The 16,636-nt window shown below is 50.1% G+C and carries 20 protein-coding genes; 7 read left to right on the top strand and 13 right to left on the bottom strand.

The window, feature by feature from the left end; genetic code table 11:
- Positions 1-28: 28 nt before the first annotated feature.
- The 7 genes from A3L14_RS05630 to A3L14_RS11680 form a co-directional block, all read right to left on the bottom strand.
- The gene (locus A3L14_RS05630; RefSeq protein WP_055428784.1) at positions 29-793 is read right to left on the bottom strand and encodes a hypothetical protein; all 765 of its coding nucleotides are present in this window, start codon (positions 791-793) and stop codon (positions 29-31) included.
- Between the two features lie 357 nt (positions 794-1,150).
- Positions 1,151-2,962, bottom strand: a complete 1,812-nt coding sequence (locus A3L14_RS05635; protein ID WP_055428785.1) for a hypothetical protein — start codon at positions 2,960-2,962, stop codon at positions 1,151-1,153.
- 34 nt (positions 2,963-2,996) lie between these two features.
- Positions 2,997-3,191: a helix-turn-helix domain-containing protein gene (locus tag A3L14_RS05640; protein ID WP_055428786.1), complete on the bottom strand. Its 195-nt coding sequence runs from the start codon at positions 3,189-3,191 to the stop codon at positions 2,997-2,999.
- Positions 3,192-3,307: 116 nt separating this feature from the next.
- Positions 3,308-3,538, bottom strand: a complete 231-nt coding sequence (locus A3L14_RS05645; RefSeq protein ID WP_055428787.1) for a hypothetical protein — start codon at positions 3,536-3,538, stop codon at positions 3,308-3,310.
- A complete protein-coding gene (locus A3L14_RS05650; protein ID WP_055428788.1) occupies positions 3,501-4,082 on the bottom strand; it encodes a helix-turn-helix domain-containing protein in 582 nt (193 codons plus the stop codon). Before A3L14_RS05650 ends, A3L14_RS05645 begins: the two co-directional genes overlap by 38 nt.
- A complete protein-coding gene (locus tag A3L14_RS05655) occupies positions 4,063-4,287 on the bottom strand; it encodes a hypothetical protein (protein ID WP_055428789.1) in 225 nt (74 codons plus the stop codon). The genes A3L14_RS05650 and A3L14_RS05655 overlap by 20 nt, the downstream gene beginning before the upstream one ends.
- Entirely contained in the window at positions 4,284-4,466 is a 183-nt protein-coding gene (locus tag A3L14_RS11680) for a hypothetical protein (protein WP_143597779.1), read from the bottom strand. The genes A3L14_RS05655 and A3L14_RS11680 overlap by 4 nt, the downstream gene beginning before the upstream one ends.
- Before the next feature lie 785 nt (positions 4,467-5,251).
- On the opposite strand from A3L14_RS11680, the gene A3L14_RS05660 reads away from it, so the two are divergent.
- Positions 5,252-5,467, top strand: a complete 216-nt coding sequence (locus A3L14_RS05660) for a hypothetical protein (protein WP_143597778.1) — start codon at positions 5,252-5,254, stop codon at positions 5,465-5,467.
- Positions 5,468-5,726: 259 nt separating this feature from the next.
- Here A3L14_RS05660 and A3L14_RS05665 read toward each other — a convergent pair whose 3' ends face one another.
- From A3L14_RS05665 to A3L14_RS05675, 3 genes are all read right to left on the bottom strand, one after another.
- Positions 5,727-6,869 (bottom strand): integrase, encoded by a 1,143-nt coding sequence (locus A3L14_RS05665; RefSeq protein ID WP_157726980.1) that lies wholly within the window; start codon positions 6,867-6,869, stop codon positions 5,727-5,729.
- A gap of 406 nt (positions 6,870-7,275) precedes the next feature.
- Positions 7,276-8,364 carry an AAA family ATPase gene (locus A3L14_RS05670; RefSeq protein ID WP_055428792.1) on the bottom strand — a complete coding sequence of 363 codons (1,089 nt, stop codon included), beginning with the start codon at positions 8,362-8,364 and terminating at the stop codon, positions 7,276-7,278.
- Between the two features lie 54 nt (positions 8,365-8,418).
- The gene (locus tag A3L14_RS05675) at positions 8,419-9,564 is read right to left on the bottom strand and encodes a DUF763 domain-containing protein (RefSeq protein ID WP_055428793.1); all 1,146 of its coding nucleotides are present in this window, start codon (positions 9,562-9,564) and stop codon (positions 8,419-8,421) included.
- A 95-nt stretch (positions 9,565-9,659) separates the two neighbouring features.
- Here A3L14_RS05675 and serK point away from each other — a divergent pair, with 95 nt between their 5' ends.
- Together serK and A3L14_RS05685 are read left to right on the top strand one after the other, a co-directional pair.
- Entirely contained in the window at positions 9,660-10,388 is a 729-nt protein-coding gene (serK, locus tag A3L14_RS05680; RefSeq protein WP_055428794.1) for an L-serine kinase SerK, read from the top strand.
- 88 nt (positions 10,389-10,476) lie between these two features.
- Positions 10,477-11,136 (top strand): HAD family hydrolase, encoded by a 660-nt coding sequence (locus A3L14_RS05685; protein WP_055428795.1) that lies wholly within the window; start codon positions 10,477-10,479, stop codon positions 11,134-11,136.
- Here the strand turns inward: A3L14_RS05685 and A3L14_RS05690 are convergent.
- The 3 genes from A3L14_RS05690 to A3L14_RS05700 are packed head-to-tail and all read right to left on the bottom strand — an operon-like array spanning position 11,133 to position 13,010.
- Positions 11,133-11,906 (bottom strand): oxygen-binding di-iron domain-containing protein, encoded by a 774-nt coding sequence (locus A3L14_RS05690; RefSeq protein ID WP_055428796.1) that lies wholly within the window; start codon positions 11,904-11,906, stop codon positions 11,133-11,135. The genes A3L14_RS05685 and A3L14_RS05690 overlap by 4 nt on opposite strands.
- Before the next feature lies 1 nt (position 11,907).
- On the bottom strand, positions 11,908-12,702 hold the full coding sequence (locus A3L14_RS05695) for a hypothetical protein (RefSeq protein ID WP_055428797.1): 795 nt from the start codon (positions 12,700-12,702) through the stop codon (positions 11,908-11,910).
- Positions 12,699-13,010, bottom strand: coding sequence for a hypothetical protein (locus A3L14_RS05700; protein ID WP_055428798.1), 312 nt, complete (start codon positions 13,008-13,010; stop codon positions 12,699-12,701). Before A3L14_RS05700 ends, A3L14_RS05695 begins: the two co-directional genes overlap by 4 nt.
- Positions 13,011-13,225: 215 nt before the next feature.
- Between A3L14_RS05700 and A3L14_RS05705 the strand changes: the two genes are divergently transcribed.
- Genes A3L14_RS05705 through A3L14_RS05720 form a run of 4 tightly spaced genes read left to right on the top strand, consistent with a single transcriptional unit; the run spans position 13,226 to position 16,628 of the window.
- The gene (locus A3L14_RS05705) at positions 13,226-14,221 is read left to right on the top strand and encodes a hypothetical protein (RefSeq protein ID WP_055428799.1); all 996 of its coding nucleotides are present in this window, start codon (positions 13,226-13,228) and stop codon (positions 14,219-14,221) included.
- A 5-nt stretch (positions 14,222-14,226) separates the two neighbouring features.
- A complete protein-coding gene (locus A3L14_RS05710) occupies positions 14,227-15,126 on the top strand; it encodes a zinc ribbon domain-containing protein (protein ID WP_055428800.1) in 900 nt (299 codons plus the stop codon).
- A 4-nt stretch (positions 15,127-15,130) separates the two neighbouring features.
- Positions 15,131-15,625: a hypothetical protein gene (locus A3L14_RS05715; RefSeq protein ID WP_055428801.1), complete on the top strand. Its 495-nt coding sequence runs from the start codon at positions 15,131-15,133 to the stop codon at positions 15,623-15,625.
- A 1-nt stretch (position 15,626) separates the two neighbouring features.
- The gene (locus A3L14_RS05720; RefSeq protein ID WP_055428802.1) at positions 15,627-16,628 is read left to right on the top strand and encodes an SPFH domain-containing protein; all 1,002 of its coding nucleotides are present in this window, start codon (positions 15,627-15,629) and stop codon (positions 16,626-16,628) included.
- The last annotated feature ends 8 nt before the right edge of the window (positions 16,629-16,636 follow it).

The following is a 16,636-nucleotide window of genomic DNA, read 5'->3' on the forward strand; positions in this document are numbered from 1 at the left end:
AGATATGTGGCCGTGTAAAAGATAGAAGTCAGAGTTGAGTCTTAACATAGTAGATAATCAGATTGTCAACAACTTTAGGAATCGTCTGGTTCCACCCGCTCCCAGTATCAGCTTCAATCAACTTCTGGAGAAACTCTCTGTTTTCTTCGACAAACTCTCCTGCCCAACGATGAATTGTTAAGAATGCGCACTTCTCAATTTCCAGCCAGAAATCAGGAATTCCTAGGGCCCTTATAGTGTAGGTTCTATCAATAGGGACTATAAGGTTAGGGAAGAGGAAGTGCATTAGCTTCGAGTTCCCAACCAACTTAGTCTTAGTGCGCGTCACTTTCAAACTCCCATAGAACCTTAGTACATTCATTACTGTTGGACTATTCACATCTTTAAATACTTCAATAGAAGATTCCAAGAGAGAGCCATCAATCAAACTCACAGCGCTCTGGAGCTCTTTCTTGAAGTCATCATACTCCTTCAGAGAGGCTCTTCTCTTGTTCATTCCCCAACTTTCTAAAGTCTCGTAGAGGACCTTTGGTAGTTCATCTCCCATTAAGCCCTTCCTCATATTTTCGGGAGTGGATTTCTTAGTGAATTCTAGAACCCTAAGATAAGCCTCTAAATCATGGGCTCTTTCAGTACTATTTGCTTTGGCATTCAACTCCTTCACAAAATCCATCACATCTTCCTTGACCTTCCGCCTGAGCAGATTAGCAAGAGCTGTGGATCTCTCACTTACTCTTCGTTGGAACTTGTCAAAATTCCTGTATACAGACCTCCCTTGAATACACTCTTCCATAATACAGTAAGCGAAGTTTTTCCTAATAGATGTTTCGTGTCGTTGAGGATATGGGTTGGGGGATGTGAGGACGCGTCCAGCCCCTCCTGATTTCTTTCTACTCTCTAAAGTCAAGGACTAGGGAAAGGAGAGGGCTGCACACTAGGAATACTCAGTGGCTAGTAGTTCAGAAAAAATCCTGCAAGTTTGTGAAGCGGTTGATTTGGAAAATCAGGATTTTCCGAGAAGTTTGATTTTGGAACGCATAATATAATAATATGCAAATCTCCATTTTGCGTTGAGTTTTTAATCTCGTCAAGATGCCAAGTTCTCTGGAAGAAAAGTTTTTAGAGGACAGTAAGAATTTTTCTGAACATATTAGCTGTGAACATAGAGGAAATACTTCTTGGGTCTTCCACGTTTTCCGCTCTTCTTGGTATAAACGGTAAACTGGTGGGACAACTCCTGTATGACCTTGCTAAGTATTGGTTCAGCGAACCCACAAGCTTCAAGATACTGCCTAACTTCCGAGAATGGCACATAGTCGTCGTCATAGTTTACTATAAATTCTGTCGCCCTCTTTATGGCCAGTTTTAGTGTTGCAGGAGTTTTAGGATACCGCTTGACCTTCTTGATGTCGTCGAGTGTTTTAACTGAGAGCATAGGTTCAAGGCGTTCTGGGAGTAGGCCAAACAGGAACGTTACAGTGTCCTCGCTAAATGGCCTAATCCTGAAGATTGCTTGAAGTTGTGTCTCATCCTCCCAATATTTCCTAATCTCGTCAATGTCTGGGAGGGCTTGGCTACTGTACTTCCACCTGCTGTCCTTATCCCGATAAGACTGTATGCCAATGGTGTCGGGGTCAATCAGGAAGTAGGAGAGGAGGATTTCCCGGAAAGCGTCAGGCCCGACAGTGAATGTGCCGACAATGAAGAGAAACTTCAGGCCTTCAAAGTCCCTGCTACTCCTCAGGCTTGAGCCGAAGTGCATTGTCCTAACTGTGAGGTCGTGATATCCATGTTTTTCTAGGCCTCTTTGGATGAGGATACCTAGTCTGTCTTCGAATTGTTTGTAGGTGATTATGGGGACTATTCCACGATTGTCTATGACGAATTGGGGATAGAGGTATTCCACAATCTTCACTATCTTCTTGGCAATGCCCTCAAGCGAAGGTATGTTCTGGTTAGCAAGGGTCTGCTTTGTGTATTTAGCCTGTGGAATCTTCTTAGGCACAACCCTCACGACAACACTACTCTTTGAGGACTCGTGGACTGGTATCTCGATAATCTCGGGGTCTGGGAGGTCCATGTTGTAAACAGGGTCTATAGTTGCCCTCTGCTTCAAGTATTCCCACACAGCCTCGTTGAAAGAGGCGTCGGTGTTGATGACCTTTGCTCCTTTCTTCCGAGCATACTCGAAGAGGAGCAGAGCATAGGGGATGACAACCTTGTCGAGAGAGTTAGGAACTTGCTGGGAACGGGCATACCTGAGGTAGAGGCCAATTTCACATGGGCTCTGTGCGAATAAGTCTCTCACAGCCTCTCGTACAAAGTCGAGGTCAGGAGCGTGATACAAGTTTTCTAGGAGCTTTCTTTGTAGTTCAACTGTCAGCTCCTCACAGTGGTTGATGTAGTCATCTTCAGTGAGATCTCGCCCAAGAGCTATAGAATGCAAGTGCATGACCTTAGGGTCAGGAGGCTCAATGACTTTTCCGTTGAACAGGGATTCCTCGGCTATGATAACATCAGGTTCAAGGCGTTCGAGTTGTTTTGTCTGAAGATAGGCGAGTGGAGCGAGAACTACCCTTTTGTCCTCCTTAAAGGCTTGGTGATACGGGCAATTAGCATACGTGTTAGGGAATTTCTCCTTGCAGATAGAGCATGCAATTCTGGGAGGGAAGCCACGGAAGACGTCAAGGTGTTGGCAAGACCGCTCGAAGCCCTTCCAGTGGACAACTTCACTGGAGGGCAGAAGTCTCTCATACAAGTCGAGGATGGTATGAGCTTCAGCAAGGATGAGGAACTTTTTCTCGCTCTCTGATTTGATTAGTTCGATGTTTCTGTGAGTCTTGCCAGAACCTGGGAAAGACTTGTCCACGATAAACTCGATGGTTGGGTCTTCAACTAGTTTCCTAAGCCTCCAAAAAGCCTTTGTACGGTGACCAGCATAAACACTACTGGGCTCGGGCATACCTTTCACCTTGAATCAGTTTTTATTGGTGTTCTCAGTTTCTTGATTTCTCGGGATTGAGGAGCCTCTCGACTTCCTCCCTTGGGATTCTCCACCAGCCTCGTTTAGTGGGTTGGATTGCTTTGATTTTGCCCTCCTGAACCCAGCCAAAGACGGTCACGTAGTGGACACCGAGCATCCTAGCAACTTCCCCAGTTGTGTAGTACTCTTTTTCAAGTTTGATGGCCATGTTGTCTCACCTCTAATATTTCTTGTATCCTTAGTATACATAACCTTTTTGGACATACCTGGAAGCTTTATTTAGTCATCAAAACCCTAAAATGCCCAAGAATAGAAAAAGAGGATTCAATGTTTCTCCTTTAGCATGACCATTGCCTCAAGCACATCAAGGTCCTTTTCGGTTATGCAGGGGTTGAGGCGTCTTAGGAGTCTCAGAACCTCACTCCGAGGTATCATAGTTTTGCCGTCAATGACTTTGTACTTGAGCCTCCCAGAAACTGTTGCCCAGAAGACCTCTTCTTCGGGAACCATGAAGATTCTAGTAAATTCTTGAATTGTGTAGTACTTTTTCGCCATATTCCTCCCTCAGTATCTCTTTTGCTTTCTCCAATTCACTCTTTGGGATGTACCATCTCTTACCTACCGCGACGCCCTGAATTTCTCCACTTAGAATCAAGTCAACTATCCGGCCTACTCTCCTCCTAGGAATTCCGAGGACTTCTACTAGCTGGGACTCAGTGTAGAGTTGTTCTGGTGGGAGTTGCCTTGCTTCTAGGAGCATGTCAACTACTTCTTTTGGGATTCTCCAGTGTTTGTGGAATGAAGGTTGGACTGCCCTAATTTTGCCTCTTCGAATCCACTCGTAGACTGTGTTTCGTGTCACGTTGAGGATTTTTGCGACTTCTCCAGTAGTGTAGCAGTCTTTTGACCCCATCATCTTCTTGAGGCGTTTGACCTCATCCTTGTGAATCCAATAATACATACACTTCTTGTAGCGAGTTTTCAGGGCGTTGACCTTCCTTTTTTCTATCAGTGTGTAGAGTCTGAAGATGTCTATGTCCAACTCTCGTGCCACTTCTCTTGGGCTATAGTATGGGCCTTCAGGTCTTGGTGTAGCCATTAGCCTCACCTCCTATAACCCTCATCTCAAGGATTTGTCCTTTTCTAACAACAGCATAAGGGCTCTTTCTCTTTGACCTAACAAGTACGACACAATCTGCAAGGTATATGAAGAACCTGTCTTCGTGCTCTAGTGTCCCAATGTACTTTGCTCTGGGAGTTGTTAAGTAGACTTGTTTTCCTACAAACTTTTCAAACTGCTTCATGGTTTGTCACCTCCTTTGCCATTGTTGTTCAGCAACCTGTCTAGCTCTTCTACTGTGTTGATGGCCTCCTCTAGGTTCTTTCCAACGCTTCTCCAGTACCTTGACACTCTCGTGGCCCTGATGTAGTAGAGGTTTGTCTTTAGGCTTTTCACCAACCGGCGGGCTTGTCTTACATCCACGAGTCCTCACCCCGCTCCGTTAGTGATACTAACTGTCAGTAAGCGGTAGTTAACCTTTTTGGACTTTTTCTGGTATTCAATGTAGGAACTACATCTGCAGAAGTCTCCAAAATTGTAGTATACAATAACCAGCTAATTTTCTATTGGTGAGAGCCATGTCCCTCTGGAACAGACCGATACAGGACCAGGAACCTCATCATCTTCACAAACATACCAGTCATCTCCATTTGTAACTCAAGAGGAAGACAAGAAGGATGAGACTACTTCTACAACAATCCAGAGACATGAGACAAGGCCAGAGAAGATTTCAGACCCAACACACCGCCGCAGGGAGAGCCTCCCACTGCCTGATGTTCCTGTCCAAACAAAGCCAAAGAAGAACCATAATTCAACCCCTTCACTTCAACTATTAAGAGGTTATTCAGACCGTATCCCGCAACATATGTGAGGCACTTGAGTGCTCTACCAACAGAACCAAAGACCCGTAAAAGAAAATCCCGGAAGAAAGTTAAGAAGGCTAAGAAATCTTTTAAATGGCAAAAAAGAGTTCAGTACTCTTACTACTTGTCAGGGTTTGGGAAAGCTATGAGCATGATGAACTTGTCAGGTCTAAGGTAGTCCGGAGTTGAACTCCATCTACCTCTACACTTCCTCTTGTTTTTCTAGGGTAAGTGTAGAGAAATCCTGGAGAAAATCTACACATACAGTATGAAAGTGTAAGGTTTCCAATCACCAAAACCACTACATACTAGGAGGGCCAAAATCAAAATGGTGAGGGGAGGATGTTGGGCTGGTTATTCGGCAAGAAGACAACAGAAGGTATAATCAAGTCCATCGCCAAAAACAGCCCAAACTTTAAAGAGTGGCAAAGACTTGAAAAGAGGAAACTACAACTTCTCGACAAGAGGGCTGAGTTAATAGAGGGGATTAACAGGATTGACGCTGAAATTCGGATGATTGAGTCCTACCAATCCATGCTGATGAGGCAAGATACCCTGTAACCTTATTTTCTCACCACTTTCTTGTTGCCAAGGGCTGGTTGTATTCAATTAGACTACTGTCGAATGCTAACTAACAACTTGACGAACAGAAAGCTTTTTGTATTCCGCGGCGTGAAAGTATTATGTAAGGAGGTGATATGAGAATGTTCCGAAAAGGAACCGGAGAAATAGACAAAGCTACTGAACTTGTAGGGGCAGCGATAGTGCTAGTTGTTGGGGCATATGTCATCTACCAGATAGCAATTACCCTTTTTGGGTCTTAACCCCCTAATCTTTCTATTTTAACTGCCCTAATTAGTCTATTTACATTTTCCTTGTAAGCCCGCTTAGCTTGGTTAAACAGGTTGATGTAGTGAGTTGCTAGTATATCCCCACTCTGGCTATGTCCGACCATGAACTTGACGACACTCTCCTGAACTCCTGCTTCAATCATTTTGTTTATGAACCACTTCCTGGCATACTTCAAGGGAAGGCCACGCTTGACGTAGTAGCTCCCGACAGCATCATAGGTAATCTTGAACCTCCTCAGCTTTTTCGCCAACTCTACTGGCATAAAGACGTAGTAGCTGATTTTCCCGCCCCTCCTCCAGCCAAGCTCGTAGTAGGCGATATTACCGTCAATGTGGAGTTTCGCCTTGTCGAATGTGTTCACCAGCTTGATAGCCTCTTTGATTCGTATCCCACTAAAGAGGCAGAGGAGGCCGACAATCAGCATCTCTTCCCTCTCGACCTTGGCTAATGCCTGCCTGACTTCCTCATCACTCGGCAACCTGACGTCAATCCCGTCAGGCCGCTCTCTCAGGAGTTTCAGGAGGCTTGCTGCGAACTCCTCACTAATCATTCCATTTTCTAGTTCAAACCGGATTAGTGCTCGGATACTCCTAACGAAGAAGTTCCAGCGGCCACTCTTGCCATTGTCAACCTTGGTGAGGATTCCTCTCAAATCGGCCGGGCTCTTGATGTCAGCCTGTCCAACGTACTTGTCTAGGTAGCGGATATAGTCCCGAGCGACATCCCTACTGAGACGTTCATGGAGGTAGTGGGCGAACTCGTCCCTGACGGTGGCGTATTTGAGTGTATCCGCTGTTACGTTGGCTGTTTGGCGGTTTAGCTGACCCTTACAAGGTGGAGGTCCGGGGTTCGAATCCCCGCGGGCCCACCAGTTACAAACTTCGCCTGCGCGAAGTTTGATCAAGGTTTGTGGCTCTTTCTTGGAGCTTGCATCTAAAGTGTGATTGTCGCTAAATTCAACCTCCAGAGTGTTGGAATCTGCTATAGGGTTCCCTTTCGTGAGGAGTTCACTTTTAAACCGACGCCCAAAGGGCGTCAATGGGAAGGAACTCCTTTTAACTTGCGAAGTGAGATAGATTCCAAGGTGAAAAGCTCCAGTTAAAGTAATCACACTCAAACACATCCAAATTCAAGGAGAGCCACAAACTTTAGTGAAACTTTGCCCAGCAAAGTTTCTTTGGTGAAGCTTTTCCCAAAAGCTTCAGCGCTGGCGGAAAACAAGATGCATTTTTAAAGAGTGTGCGTTTTGAGGCGGTTTCCTTCTCATGTGCTTCTTGGGGAGTGTTTCACTCAAGAAGGCGTCCTTCGGACGCCAAAGGTAAAGTTGGAACCGCTTGAAAATGCTTGTTTACGCCTTAAATCCATAATTAGAGTTGCACTCGGTTGGTGCACGACTAATTTTCGCCCTTTGGTGCTAAGGGTGCTTTTCGGTCAAACTTTGCTTTGCAAAGTTTGTTCGCCTGCGCGACGTCGAGCTTTGCTCGACGCAAGAGGCGATGTTTCTGCAATAACCCGCTTTATCTCCTCAGCGCGAACTCCAGCACGGGGTCGGCTATTTGGTAGGTGATGTTCCTGCCGTTGATCTTTTTCTCTATAAACGAGGCCTTGAGGAGAGCGTCAAGGAGCCTCGCAAGGGTTGCATCCGTTATCTCACGCTTTTCCGCTTTTTCGAGTTCCGTCTTCAGCTCGCTCCAGGTGTTTCTTCCGCGGGCTATCGCATGGAGAATTGCCAGATATCGCTTTCTTGCGAGGGGTCTCTTCTCAAGGAAGCGGTCAAGCTCTCCCAAAGCCATCTTCGACGCTTCTTCAAGAACCCTATCCACTGTTCTTCTGCTCAGTCCCTCTCTGAGAGAGATTACTCCGAATTTAACAAGCCATCCAACTATGCCGTCAAGCCTGTTGACTGCATCTTCCAGAATCTCCTCAGGGGCTTTTATTCCTGCCTGTTCAAAGCCTTTACGCAAAAAATCGAGGCTCTGCTCTCTTGAGAACCGTGAAAGCTCTATCTCGTGAAAAACTCTCCCGTAAAGGGGGGCAGTGGGGTCCTCAATACCTGCGAAGTCATAGAGCAGCCCGACCTCACTTCCGGTTAATATGAAGCTCGTCTCTCCGTAGTCGTAGAAATGGGCTATCAATGAAGCCAGCTCCTTTCCGGCTGGCCCTCTAATCTCCTGAACCTCATCGAACGCTATTACAAATCCCTCGCTTTCAAGGGCGGAGATCAGGGAATACAACGTTTCGGGGTTCTTCCACGAGAGCGAGACTCCCACACCGGAAATCCTCACGCCGTCTATGAGCTTTATCCTGTCCTTCAATCTTTTGAGGAGGGGAGCGTTTTTCGAGAGGTATTCGTTGAGTGCCGCCTGGAAGCGGAGGTAGAGGTCGCGCCGTGAGTTGGGGTTCACTCCCCTGAGGTCGACTATAACGTGAGGGAGTTTCGCTTCGTTGAGGGCCACTCTTAGGAGGGAGGTCTTTCCAAGCCTGCGTATTCCTTTGAGCAGTATGAGGGGCTTCCGTGAGTTTATGGAGCTCAGTAGCTCTCCCAGCTCCCTCTCCCTGTCATAGAGGTCATCTCTCCTGACCTTTGGTCTTTCATCAAAGTACAAACTACCACCCCGATAGTATACTATCGCCCCGATAGTTAAAAGGATATCGCCTATTCACGTCGCCCTCTTATCTTCCTCCGGGAACTTCCAGTTTTTGGTTATCTTCGTCACGTTCCGGACGAGGGCCCTTTCCCAGGGATGCCTTGAGACGAGCTCCTCAAGGAAGGAAATAAGCTCGTCGTAGGCGGGCTTGTCTATCGGGAACGGCACTCTGTCCTTGCCCCCAACGGCGTAGGTGAACTTGAAGGGATCAGGCGGGTGCGTCACCGGGTCCTTCCAGCTCGGGTGGACGTCGTAGACGAGCTCAAGGACGAGCGAGAGAGCGCGCAAAGTGCTCGGGCCGAGGCCCTTCAATAGCAAAAACTCCTCGTAGTTGCTCACACTAAGCTCACGGGCAAACTCTAATGCCCTCTTGTTCAGCTCAAACCTTCCCAGACTTTCGTAGCGCCTTAGGATGGAAACCTCATTGACGTTGCGGGGCTTGTAGTAAACGAGCGGGCGGTAGCCTTTTGCGAGCGCTTTCAAACTCTCCAGCTCGCGCTCTATTTTAACCGGGTCCTCCTGAACCACATCGAGGAGCGTCTTCTGGTATTCTTTGGCTTCCTTTGAGACAGTGTTGAGGGCGAACTCTCTCCTGAGCCCGGAGATAGCCTTATGGGGATCGAGGGTGAAGGTCTCAGCATCGAACCAGTGGAAGCGCCTCGCCATCCTCTCCCTCTCGTTCATGCCCTGCTGTACCACCGCCCAGTTGCCTTCCTCATCGAGGAAGAAGACGTGGTGGTAGAGCCCGTAGCCGGTCTGGAGCGCAACCGTGTCGACTTTGGCCACTAGCCTGGATGTCCTCACATAGGGCTCGGGGTCGAGGTCGTAAAGCTCCGCTATCCTCCTAAGCTCCTCCGGTGTAGCACGGCTCTTCTTCCCCTTGCCCCCGGCGGCTTTAACCCCCAGCTCCTCCCTCCAGAGGGCGTCCTTTATCATGCCCGCCGTTACCGTCGTGCTTCCCGAGGAGTCCCAGTCCATCCCGATGACGTTGTTAAACGCCTGGAACCAGACCGGGTCGGAGAGCCTCTCAAGGAGGCCCTTCGTCCCGTACTCCTCAACCGCCAGAACCAGCACTAACCTTGTAAGCCTCCTCATCCTCTGCGCCAGCCACGCCGGAACATGGCCGCCGTGAAGGGGCAAATCTGCAACGTTCCTCATCATTATTTCCTCGTATCAAGACGATTTAACCTTTGCCACAACCTTTTTATCCCCCGGCACGTTTACTCCATCGTAAACCCACGGGAGGTATGATCATGGGAGTTGAAAAGGTTCCGAAGTACGACATTCCAACCAAGAAGGTTGACTACGTTTTTATCGAACTCGACAAGATGAAGCCCCACGAACAGCTCGTTCAGAAGGAGCTTGAGGCCTTCATCGAGAGCGTTACCGGTAGTGGAATCTTCTGGAAGCCCATGCTCCTCGCCAAGGTTCCCGGTGAGGATATGTACCTCATCGTTGACGGCCACCACCGCTGGGCCGGTTTGCAAAAACTCGGTGCCAAGAAGGCTCCTTCCGTTATACTCGACTACTTCAGTGATGATGTCAAGGTTTACACCTGGTATCCGGCCTTCAAGGGAAGCCTTGAGGAGGTTCTTGAGAGGCTTAAGAAGGAAGGCCTCAAAGTCATCGAGGACCCCAATGCTGAGGAGAAGGCCGAGAGGGGCGAGATAGCATTCGCCCTTGTCGGTGAGAAGAGTTTTGCCATACCCGGCGGCCTCGATGAGCAGAAGAAGGTCAGCAAGGTTCTCGACGAGATGAGCGTTGAGGGTAAAATCGAGCTCATCTACTACGGCCTCAAGGAAGACGCCAGAGAGGACATGGCAAAGGGCGAGATTGACTACGTCTTCATCAGGAAGGCCCCGAGCAAGGAGGAAGTCATGGAGCTCGTCAAGCGCGGTGAGGTCTACTCCCCGAAGACCACCAGGCACGTCCTGCCGTTCAACCCGGACAAGATTGATGTCAAGCTCGAGGAGCTGTTCTGAAGGTTTTTAACTCCCTTTTCCCACTTTTTACGCCGATGACGAGGGATCAACCGGCTGAAGGGTGATGACCAGTCCAGGAGGCCGAGGCATGCTTAAGGGATTGATATTCGACGTTGATGAAACCCTGGTTTACTATGAGGGTTACAATCACAGGGAATGGTATGAGATGTGGGTTATGCCGGCCCTTCAGGAGCATGGCATCAAGCTGGACTACGAGACGTACAAAAAAACGGTAACCGGTGAGCTTCCCAGGAGCTACGTCGAGCGCTTTGGCATAGACCACGTGGAGTTCTGGAAAATCGTGGACGCGGTGAACCTCCGCTACCGGAGGGAAATGGCGCGGCTCGGCAGGATAAAGCCGTTCCCCGATGTTGGTGCCCTGGGAGAACTGAAAAAGATGGGTCTGAGGCTGGCTGCGGTGAGCAACGCCTCCCAGGAGTGCACGGAGTTCGTTTTGAACCTCTTTGACTTGGGGAAGTACTTCGACGTTGTGTACGGCAAGGACTACTCCAACCTTGACGGCGTCAAGCCGAGCCCCTACCTCGTTGAAAAGGCCCTGAGAGTGCTCGGCCTTAGACCGGAGGAGGCAATGATGGTAGGCGACAGTCATCATGACGTGCTCGCAGGAAAGCGTGCCGGCATGAAAACCGTCAACGTTACGCGCTTCGGGGAAATCGGGGGTGCCGACTACTATGTGAAGGATCTCTGGGAGCTTGTGGGATTGATAAGAAAAATTCTGGGGACTTAATCCCCGTAGAATTCCTTTTCAAAGACGTCTATTCCAACTTCCAGGCTTTCAAGCCAGTCAAGGAATTTTCCAACGTTCTCGTCCCTGAATATCGCACCGTGCTGGGGGGCTATGACCTTTGGGTTCAACTTTCTAACTGAGCGAACCCATGCCCTCAAAGCTTTAGTCGAGCTCATATATCTCTGGTGAAAGCCTTCCATGAGCTTGACGTGTTCTTCGAAGTCTTCAACGAAGAGGTACCATTCCCCCTCGGGGAAGGCAGCCGCCCCTATGTCTGTACTGAAGAGTATCCCGCTCTTCTCGTCGTAGAACGAGAAGTTGCCCGGACTGTGCAGGTAATGGGACGGGATTGCCTTTATCACCGAGTTTCCAAGTTTGAACTCAGTCCCCTTATCGGGAATTCCAATGGTTCTCCCGGCACTCAGTACTGCCATATGGGGAATGAAGCGAACCCAGAGCTTGGAAACGGCGACCTTTGCGAGCGGGGCGTACTCAAACCAGAGGTTCAGGCCCGCAACAACATCTGGGTCCTGGTGGGAGTACATGAGGTACCTTATCTGCGTAGGCGGAATTAGCGATGAGACGTTTTTGAGCACTCGCGAGAAGACAAAGAAGCCACCGGGCTCTATCAAAGCTCCTTCGTTCCCATCTATAACAAGGTATTGATTCGTGAGGATGCCCTTCTCGTCTTCAGCCTCTTCAATACCGAGCCAGTAGACCCTGTGCTCTCCGTCATCGTAGAGGGGGTAGCTGTTCATATTCCGTATCATCTCAAACACCTCCCACGGGAACCCAGACATTAACCATGTACGCCCCTTCGATCCTGGAGACTATTTCGAGGGCTTTTCTGGCGGTTTCATCGTCCTTGACTTTCACAATCTGAGTGCCGTTCTGGTCCCTGTACTCGACCGCGAGCACTTGACTTCCTTTGATGAGAAGTTTAAACGCTTTCAGCCCATCTTGAGTTATCCCGGACACGTAGAGAACGCTGTCGCTCAGCTTTCCACGCACCTCCATAATGACGTCAAAGAGACCGCCCTTTTGGATTATGTGGAGTCCGCTGTGAACCATCTTTGACTTGGAAAGGAAAGACGCCACACTCATAGGGTCTGAAAAGTCCACATTATCAGCGATACCTGCCGAGGCCGATAGTGATGGAACCGCATCAAGGTTCTCGGCCAGCTCCTTCAGGCTCTTGGCGATTCCACTGACGAGTATTTCAAGGGTTTTTCCGAGCAGAAATTCACCGCGTCCCTGGTAGGAGAGCTCGATATCCGCAGTAACGCTCTTCTGCCACTCTTTCATCCCAATTGTAACCGTGAGATGGCTCCTCCCTCCAACCCCGTCGTAAATGTAGCTGTTGCTGTCGTTCATTACTGTAAATGTGTAGGTGTCCCCGAACTTGAAGACGAACCTCGGAAGTAGTACCTCCACCTGAACGCCGTTTCTGGTGTTTACCCTGACCACATACGGCCAGTTGGTGATGAACTGGGGGGCGTCTTCAAGTACATGCTCAACACTCTTCCGGGGGGCGTTTATCTCCACGGAGGTGCTTTTACGCTTCATAGAACCTCACCCAGGATTTCCTGGAGGCGGAGGTAGGCACCTTCCACACCCTCCAAAGGATTCACCGGCACAAGAAAGTATACCCTGTGGCCCTCTCTGAAAACCAGCGGTCTCTCCCGATCATGGAACACTACCTCTATCTCTACCTCGGTTATTCTGCCATCGATGACCTCAAGCGTCCCGATGAGATGGGGAATCGCGTTCTCAGGGGGTTTGCTCAGGTATCCCCACAGCCTGTAAAGATACTCGAATGGATTAACGGCCCAGATGAGAGATGTCCGAACTGGATTCTTTACTTCTGATATCATTTTACCCACCTTTGCATGATCTCCAGCCTTTTGTGTTTTAGATCAAATCAGCTGGTTTGTATTTTAAACCTTTGGTTTCAATTTCATAACAAGTAGATTTCAAATTTCGAAATCTCTACTTTTAATTTTCTTCCCATTTGGAATTCAAACCTGGCCTGGGGGAATGCACTACCCTTAAATACAGGGAGTCCCGAAATAACCAGGACGTGGTGGCTATGGAGGCCGTTGGATTCAAATGTGAGAGGTGCGGTGCGCCTCTGGGTGTATCCCCCGAAACTATAGTTTCCATCTGCCCGTACTGCGGTTTTCCGAACCATATAAGCGGCAACCTGAGGACGGAAAACATCTACATCGTCCCCACGAAGGACAAAAACGCCATAGCCAAGGGCTTCTGGAAAAGGGTCGAACGGGACTTTGACCTCAAGCGCATGAAGGAGGAGATTGAGATAGTTGACATCGAAGGCCACTACGCCCCGTACTGGGTGGGTAGCGTTCACGTCGAGGGTGACGTTGAATACATGGTGCGCGAGGAGGAGTGCCACACGGACTCGGAGGGCGAAACCCACTGCCACACCGTCGAAAGGCACTACCACGACTACGTCGACGAGGTTTTGAGCCTCATCGGCTCCGCGAGGAGGCAGATCAAGAGCTTCGGCGTTGATGACATCATTGTCCACTATTCCAGAGCCCGCCCTAAGGGGATGAAGCTCCTTGAGCTGGACGAGGATCAGTGGGGGAAGATAAAGCTGGAGATACTCAACACGGAGATAGACGAGACCCAGGCGAAGGTGATAATGCGCGAGGATGCGATAGACGTCATAAGGGATCGCTACTCCGCCAAGGCCGACAGGATAGAGCGCTTTGATATCCAAGCAGACGAGCCTGAAAGTGTTCGCCTCATTCTCCTGCCGATGTGGACGGTTTATTACAGGTTTGAAAACTCGATATTCTACACCGTTTTCGCGGGCTGGGACGGGAAGGACGTCCTCTCAACGGAGCCAATGCCTACTTGGAGGAGGGCACAGTACTTGGCAGGAACCGTCCTAGGGACTCTGGTGGGTGCTTTAGGCGTGGCCTACGGGGGTGCAAACGGCTCTGCGGTGATTTCTCTCATAGCGATTCTCCTTGGTGCTGGGGTGAGCGGCTACTTCGGTTCGCTCGTGCTTGAAGGGCAGAGGATAGAGCGCACCGGGGGAATCCTTGGGAGGTGAAAGGAATGGAGGTTCAGTGTCCAACCTGCTCGGCAAAGTTTAAGATTCCAGAAACGGTCAGCGTGGCCACGTGCCCCTACTGCGGCACGACCTTCCATATCCACACGGGGGAGAAAAGCGAGAAGGAGCACTTCTTCTTCCCACCGATGAGAAAAGATCCAGCCGGGGTTCTCCTCAAGTTCCTCTCAAGGCAGTACGGCGCTCCAGCTGACATAACCGGCGCGAAGGTGACAAAGAAAGAGCTTCACTGGGTTCCGGTTTATTTCTTCTACCTCCACGGGAGGAGCAGACTTTGGTCAACGGTTGAGGAGGCCAGATTTTTGGGAATTCCGGCCGCTTCAAGGTTCATGAATCTGCTTAACCACTACCCGTTTCCGATAAGGGGTAAGCGCTTCTTCGATGAGAGCATCGTCGGAAAGGGCAGGTATTACGAACCTGAACTTGACAGGGAGCAGGCGGAAGCAATGGCAAGGGCAGAGATGGAAAATGCCCTGAGAAGCGAGGCCCGCCAGGAGGACAAATCAGCGGGAGAGATGGAAATCGTGGTTCGCTACCTCGGGCTGGTTCACTACCCGATCTGGGAGGTTCATTATGAATACAGAGGGGAAAGATTTACAGGCTACGTGGACGGAACCGACGGAAGGGTAATCCTCGGAGAATACCCGCTGATGAGCGATGCGAGGAAAAAAGCTACCTTCCTTGGGGCGGGTGTCGTAGGAGCGGGCCTGGTCTTTGGAATAGTTGCAACGGCCATCTACGGAAGCGCCTGGGGGCTCATAGGGGGACTTATCTCGGCCGGTGCCGGGGCTTTTGGGATATTCCGGAAGGGCTCGGTCAAGAGGAGGAAGGTTAGCGAGGTTATGAAAACGGGAGAAGGAAACCTGTACTTCCGGCCAATGAGGTGATAATATGGGGAAGGAAACCAAACTTCTGGAGAAGATAGAGCTCGTAATTCCCGGCTTCCACGGCTACAAGAAGAAGGAGCTCATTAGGGAAGACGACAGGCTCGTCCGAGGCAGGGTGGCAGATATCCTTGCCCAGGCTCGAAGGGAGATGGAGCGCGCCCTTCAGAGGTGCGCCATGGTGAGCTGTGCCCAGCTGATGGCTATAGACAATCTGAGAAAGAAGCTGATGATGCTCGAAAGCAGAGTTCGTCATGCCGAAGCCGGCTACCGCGGCTACTTTGACAGGGTGAAGTTCAAGGAGAAGGAACTTAACAGGCTCCTGGAATACGACGCCAAGATGATAGAGCTGGCGGAGGAGATACTCAACGAGGTTAAAGCCTTAAACGGTGAGATAACAAACCCCCAAGCTCTGGGCATGGCGGTTCTAAACCTCGACGATAAGCTTGTCAACTTTGAGGAAGTTCTCAACGGAAGGATGAGCTTCGCGGCGGGTGAGTAAGATGGTGCAAGTAATAGAATGGGTGAACCCCGGAGAGGACGAGATAATCTGGAGGTATCCAAACGAGGTCATAAAGTGGGGTGCGCAGCTTATAGTCCACGAGTACGAGGTAGCGGTCTTTATGCGCGACGGAAAAATCTACGACGTTCTCGGCCCGGGAAGGCACACACTGACAACCCAGAATCTGCCGCTCCTCTACAAGCTCGTCGGCGGTTCAAACAGCCCCTTCAAGGCAACGGTGATCTTCGTCAGCATGAAGCAGTTCCAGGGGAGGTATGGAGGAGAGACGCAGACGAGGGAACTGGCACCGGTCAAGTACTACGGCGTCTACTGGTTCAAGGTCGCCGATCCCGTGCTCTTCATCACTGAGGTCGTTGGCGGTCAGAGCCTATACGACACAAGCGACGTCACCAAGTTCATCAGGGCATACTTCAACGAGGGGATGATGAAGCACCTCAGCGCTTACTCTATAGTCGACCTCTTCCAGAACCTCGACATAGTGAGCACGCAGGTCAAGGTCAAGCTCATGGAGGACTTCCGCAGGCTCGGCCTTGAGCTGGTCGATGTCAAGATTGAAGGAGTGAACACCACCGACGAGTGGCGCCAGAGGCTCTTCTGGATAATGCAGACCGGCAACGCTCAGGCGGTTATGCAGATGGACACGGCGAAGCAGGTGGCGGCGGAACTTGGAAAGAGTGAAGGGGCCGCGATAGGGACTGGTATGGTCATAATGCCCCAGCTCCTCCAGCAACCGGTTCAGTCAGCTCAACCGGCGCAACCCTACGCCGGTGGGGCAGTTCCTTCGGCAGGTTATCAGGGGGCACCTCAGCCGGGAGCACCGGCTCAACCTAACCAGGAAATCTGTCCCTATTGCGGCAAGCCAATCCCGCCGGGAGCGCGCTTCTGCCCCTACTGCGGCAAGCAAATACACCGCTGCCCCAACGGGCACATAGTTCCGGAGGGGGCGAAGTTCTGTCCGGTTTGTGGGGCGAAGATTGAGTGAGTTCCCTT

Origin of the sequence: Thermococcus thioreducens (assembly GCF_002214545.1) — an archaeon.
Lineage (GTDB): Archaea > Methanobacteriota_B > Thermococci > Thermococcales > Thermococcaceae > Thermococcus > Thermococcus thioreducens.

Coding starts and splice junctions, on each gene's coding strand:
- A3L14_RS05720 (WP_055428802.1), top strand. CDS start 15,627: ATGGTGCAAGTAATAGAATGGGTGAACCCCGGAGAGGACGAGATAATC.
- A3L14_RS05645 (WP_055428787.1), bottom strand. CDS start 3,538: ATGGCGAAAAAGTACTACACAATTCAAGAATTTACTAGAATCTTCATG.
- serK (WP_055428794.1), top strand. CDS start 9,660: ATGGGAGTTGAAAAGGTTCCGAAGTACGACATTCCAACCAAGAAGGTT.
- A3L14_RS05685 (WP_055428795.1), top strand. CDS start 10,477: ATGCTTAAGGGATTGATATTCGACGTTGATGAAACCCTGGTTTACTAT.
- A3L14_RS05635 (WP_055428785.1), bottom strand. CDS start 2,962: ATGCCCGAGCCCAGTAGTGTTTATGCTGGTCACCGTACAAAGGCTTTT.
- A3L14_RS05630 (WP_055428784.1), bottom strand. CDS start 793: ATGGAAGAGTGTATTCAAGGGAGGTCTGTATACAGGAATTTTGACAAG.
- A3L14_RS05650 (WP_055428788.1), bottom strand. CDS start 4,082: ATGGCTACACCAAGACCTGAAGGCCCATACTATAGCCCAAGAGAAGTG.
- A3L14_RS05700 (WP_055428798.1), bottom strand. CDS start 13,010: ATGATATCAGAAGTAAAGAATCCAGTTCGGACATCTCTCATCTGGGCC.
- A3L14_RS05690 (WP_055428796.1), bottom strand. CDS start 11,906: ATGATACGGAATATGAACAGCTACCCCCTCTACGATGACGGAGAGCAC.
- A3L14_RS05695 (WP_055428797.1), bottom strand. CDS start 12,702: ATGAAGCGTAAAAGCACCTCCGTGGAGATAAACGCCCCCCGGAAGAGT.
- A3L14_RS05640 (WP_055428786.1), bottom strand. CDS start 3,191: ATGGCCATCAAACTTGAAAAAGAGTACTACACAACTGGGGAAGTTGCT.
- A3L14_RS05655 (WP_055428789.1), bottom strand. CDS start 4,287: ATGAAGCAGTTTGAAAAGTTTGTAGGAAAACAAGTCTACTTAACAACT.
- A3L14_RS05705 (WP_055428799.1), top strand. CDS start 13,226: ATGGAGGCCGTTGGATTCAAATGTGAGAGGTGCGGTGCGCCTCTGGGT.
- A3L14_RS05715 (WP_055428801.1), top strand. CDS start 15,131: ATGGGGAAGGAAACCAAACTTCTGGAGAAGATAGAGCTCGTAATTCCC.
- A3L14_RS05675 (WP_055428793.1), bottom strand. CDS start 9,564: ATGAGGAACGTTGCAGATTTGCCCCTTCACGGCGGCCATGTTCCGGCG.
- A3L14_RS05710 (WP_055428800.1), top strand. CDS start 14,227: ATGGAGGTTCAGTGTCCAACCTGCTCGGCAAAGTTTAAGATTCCAGAA.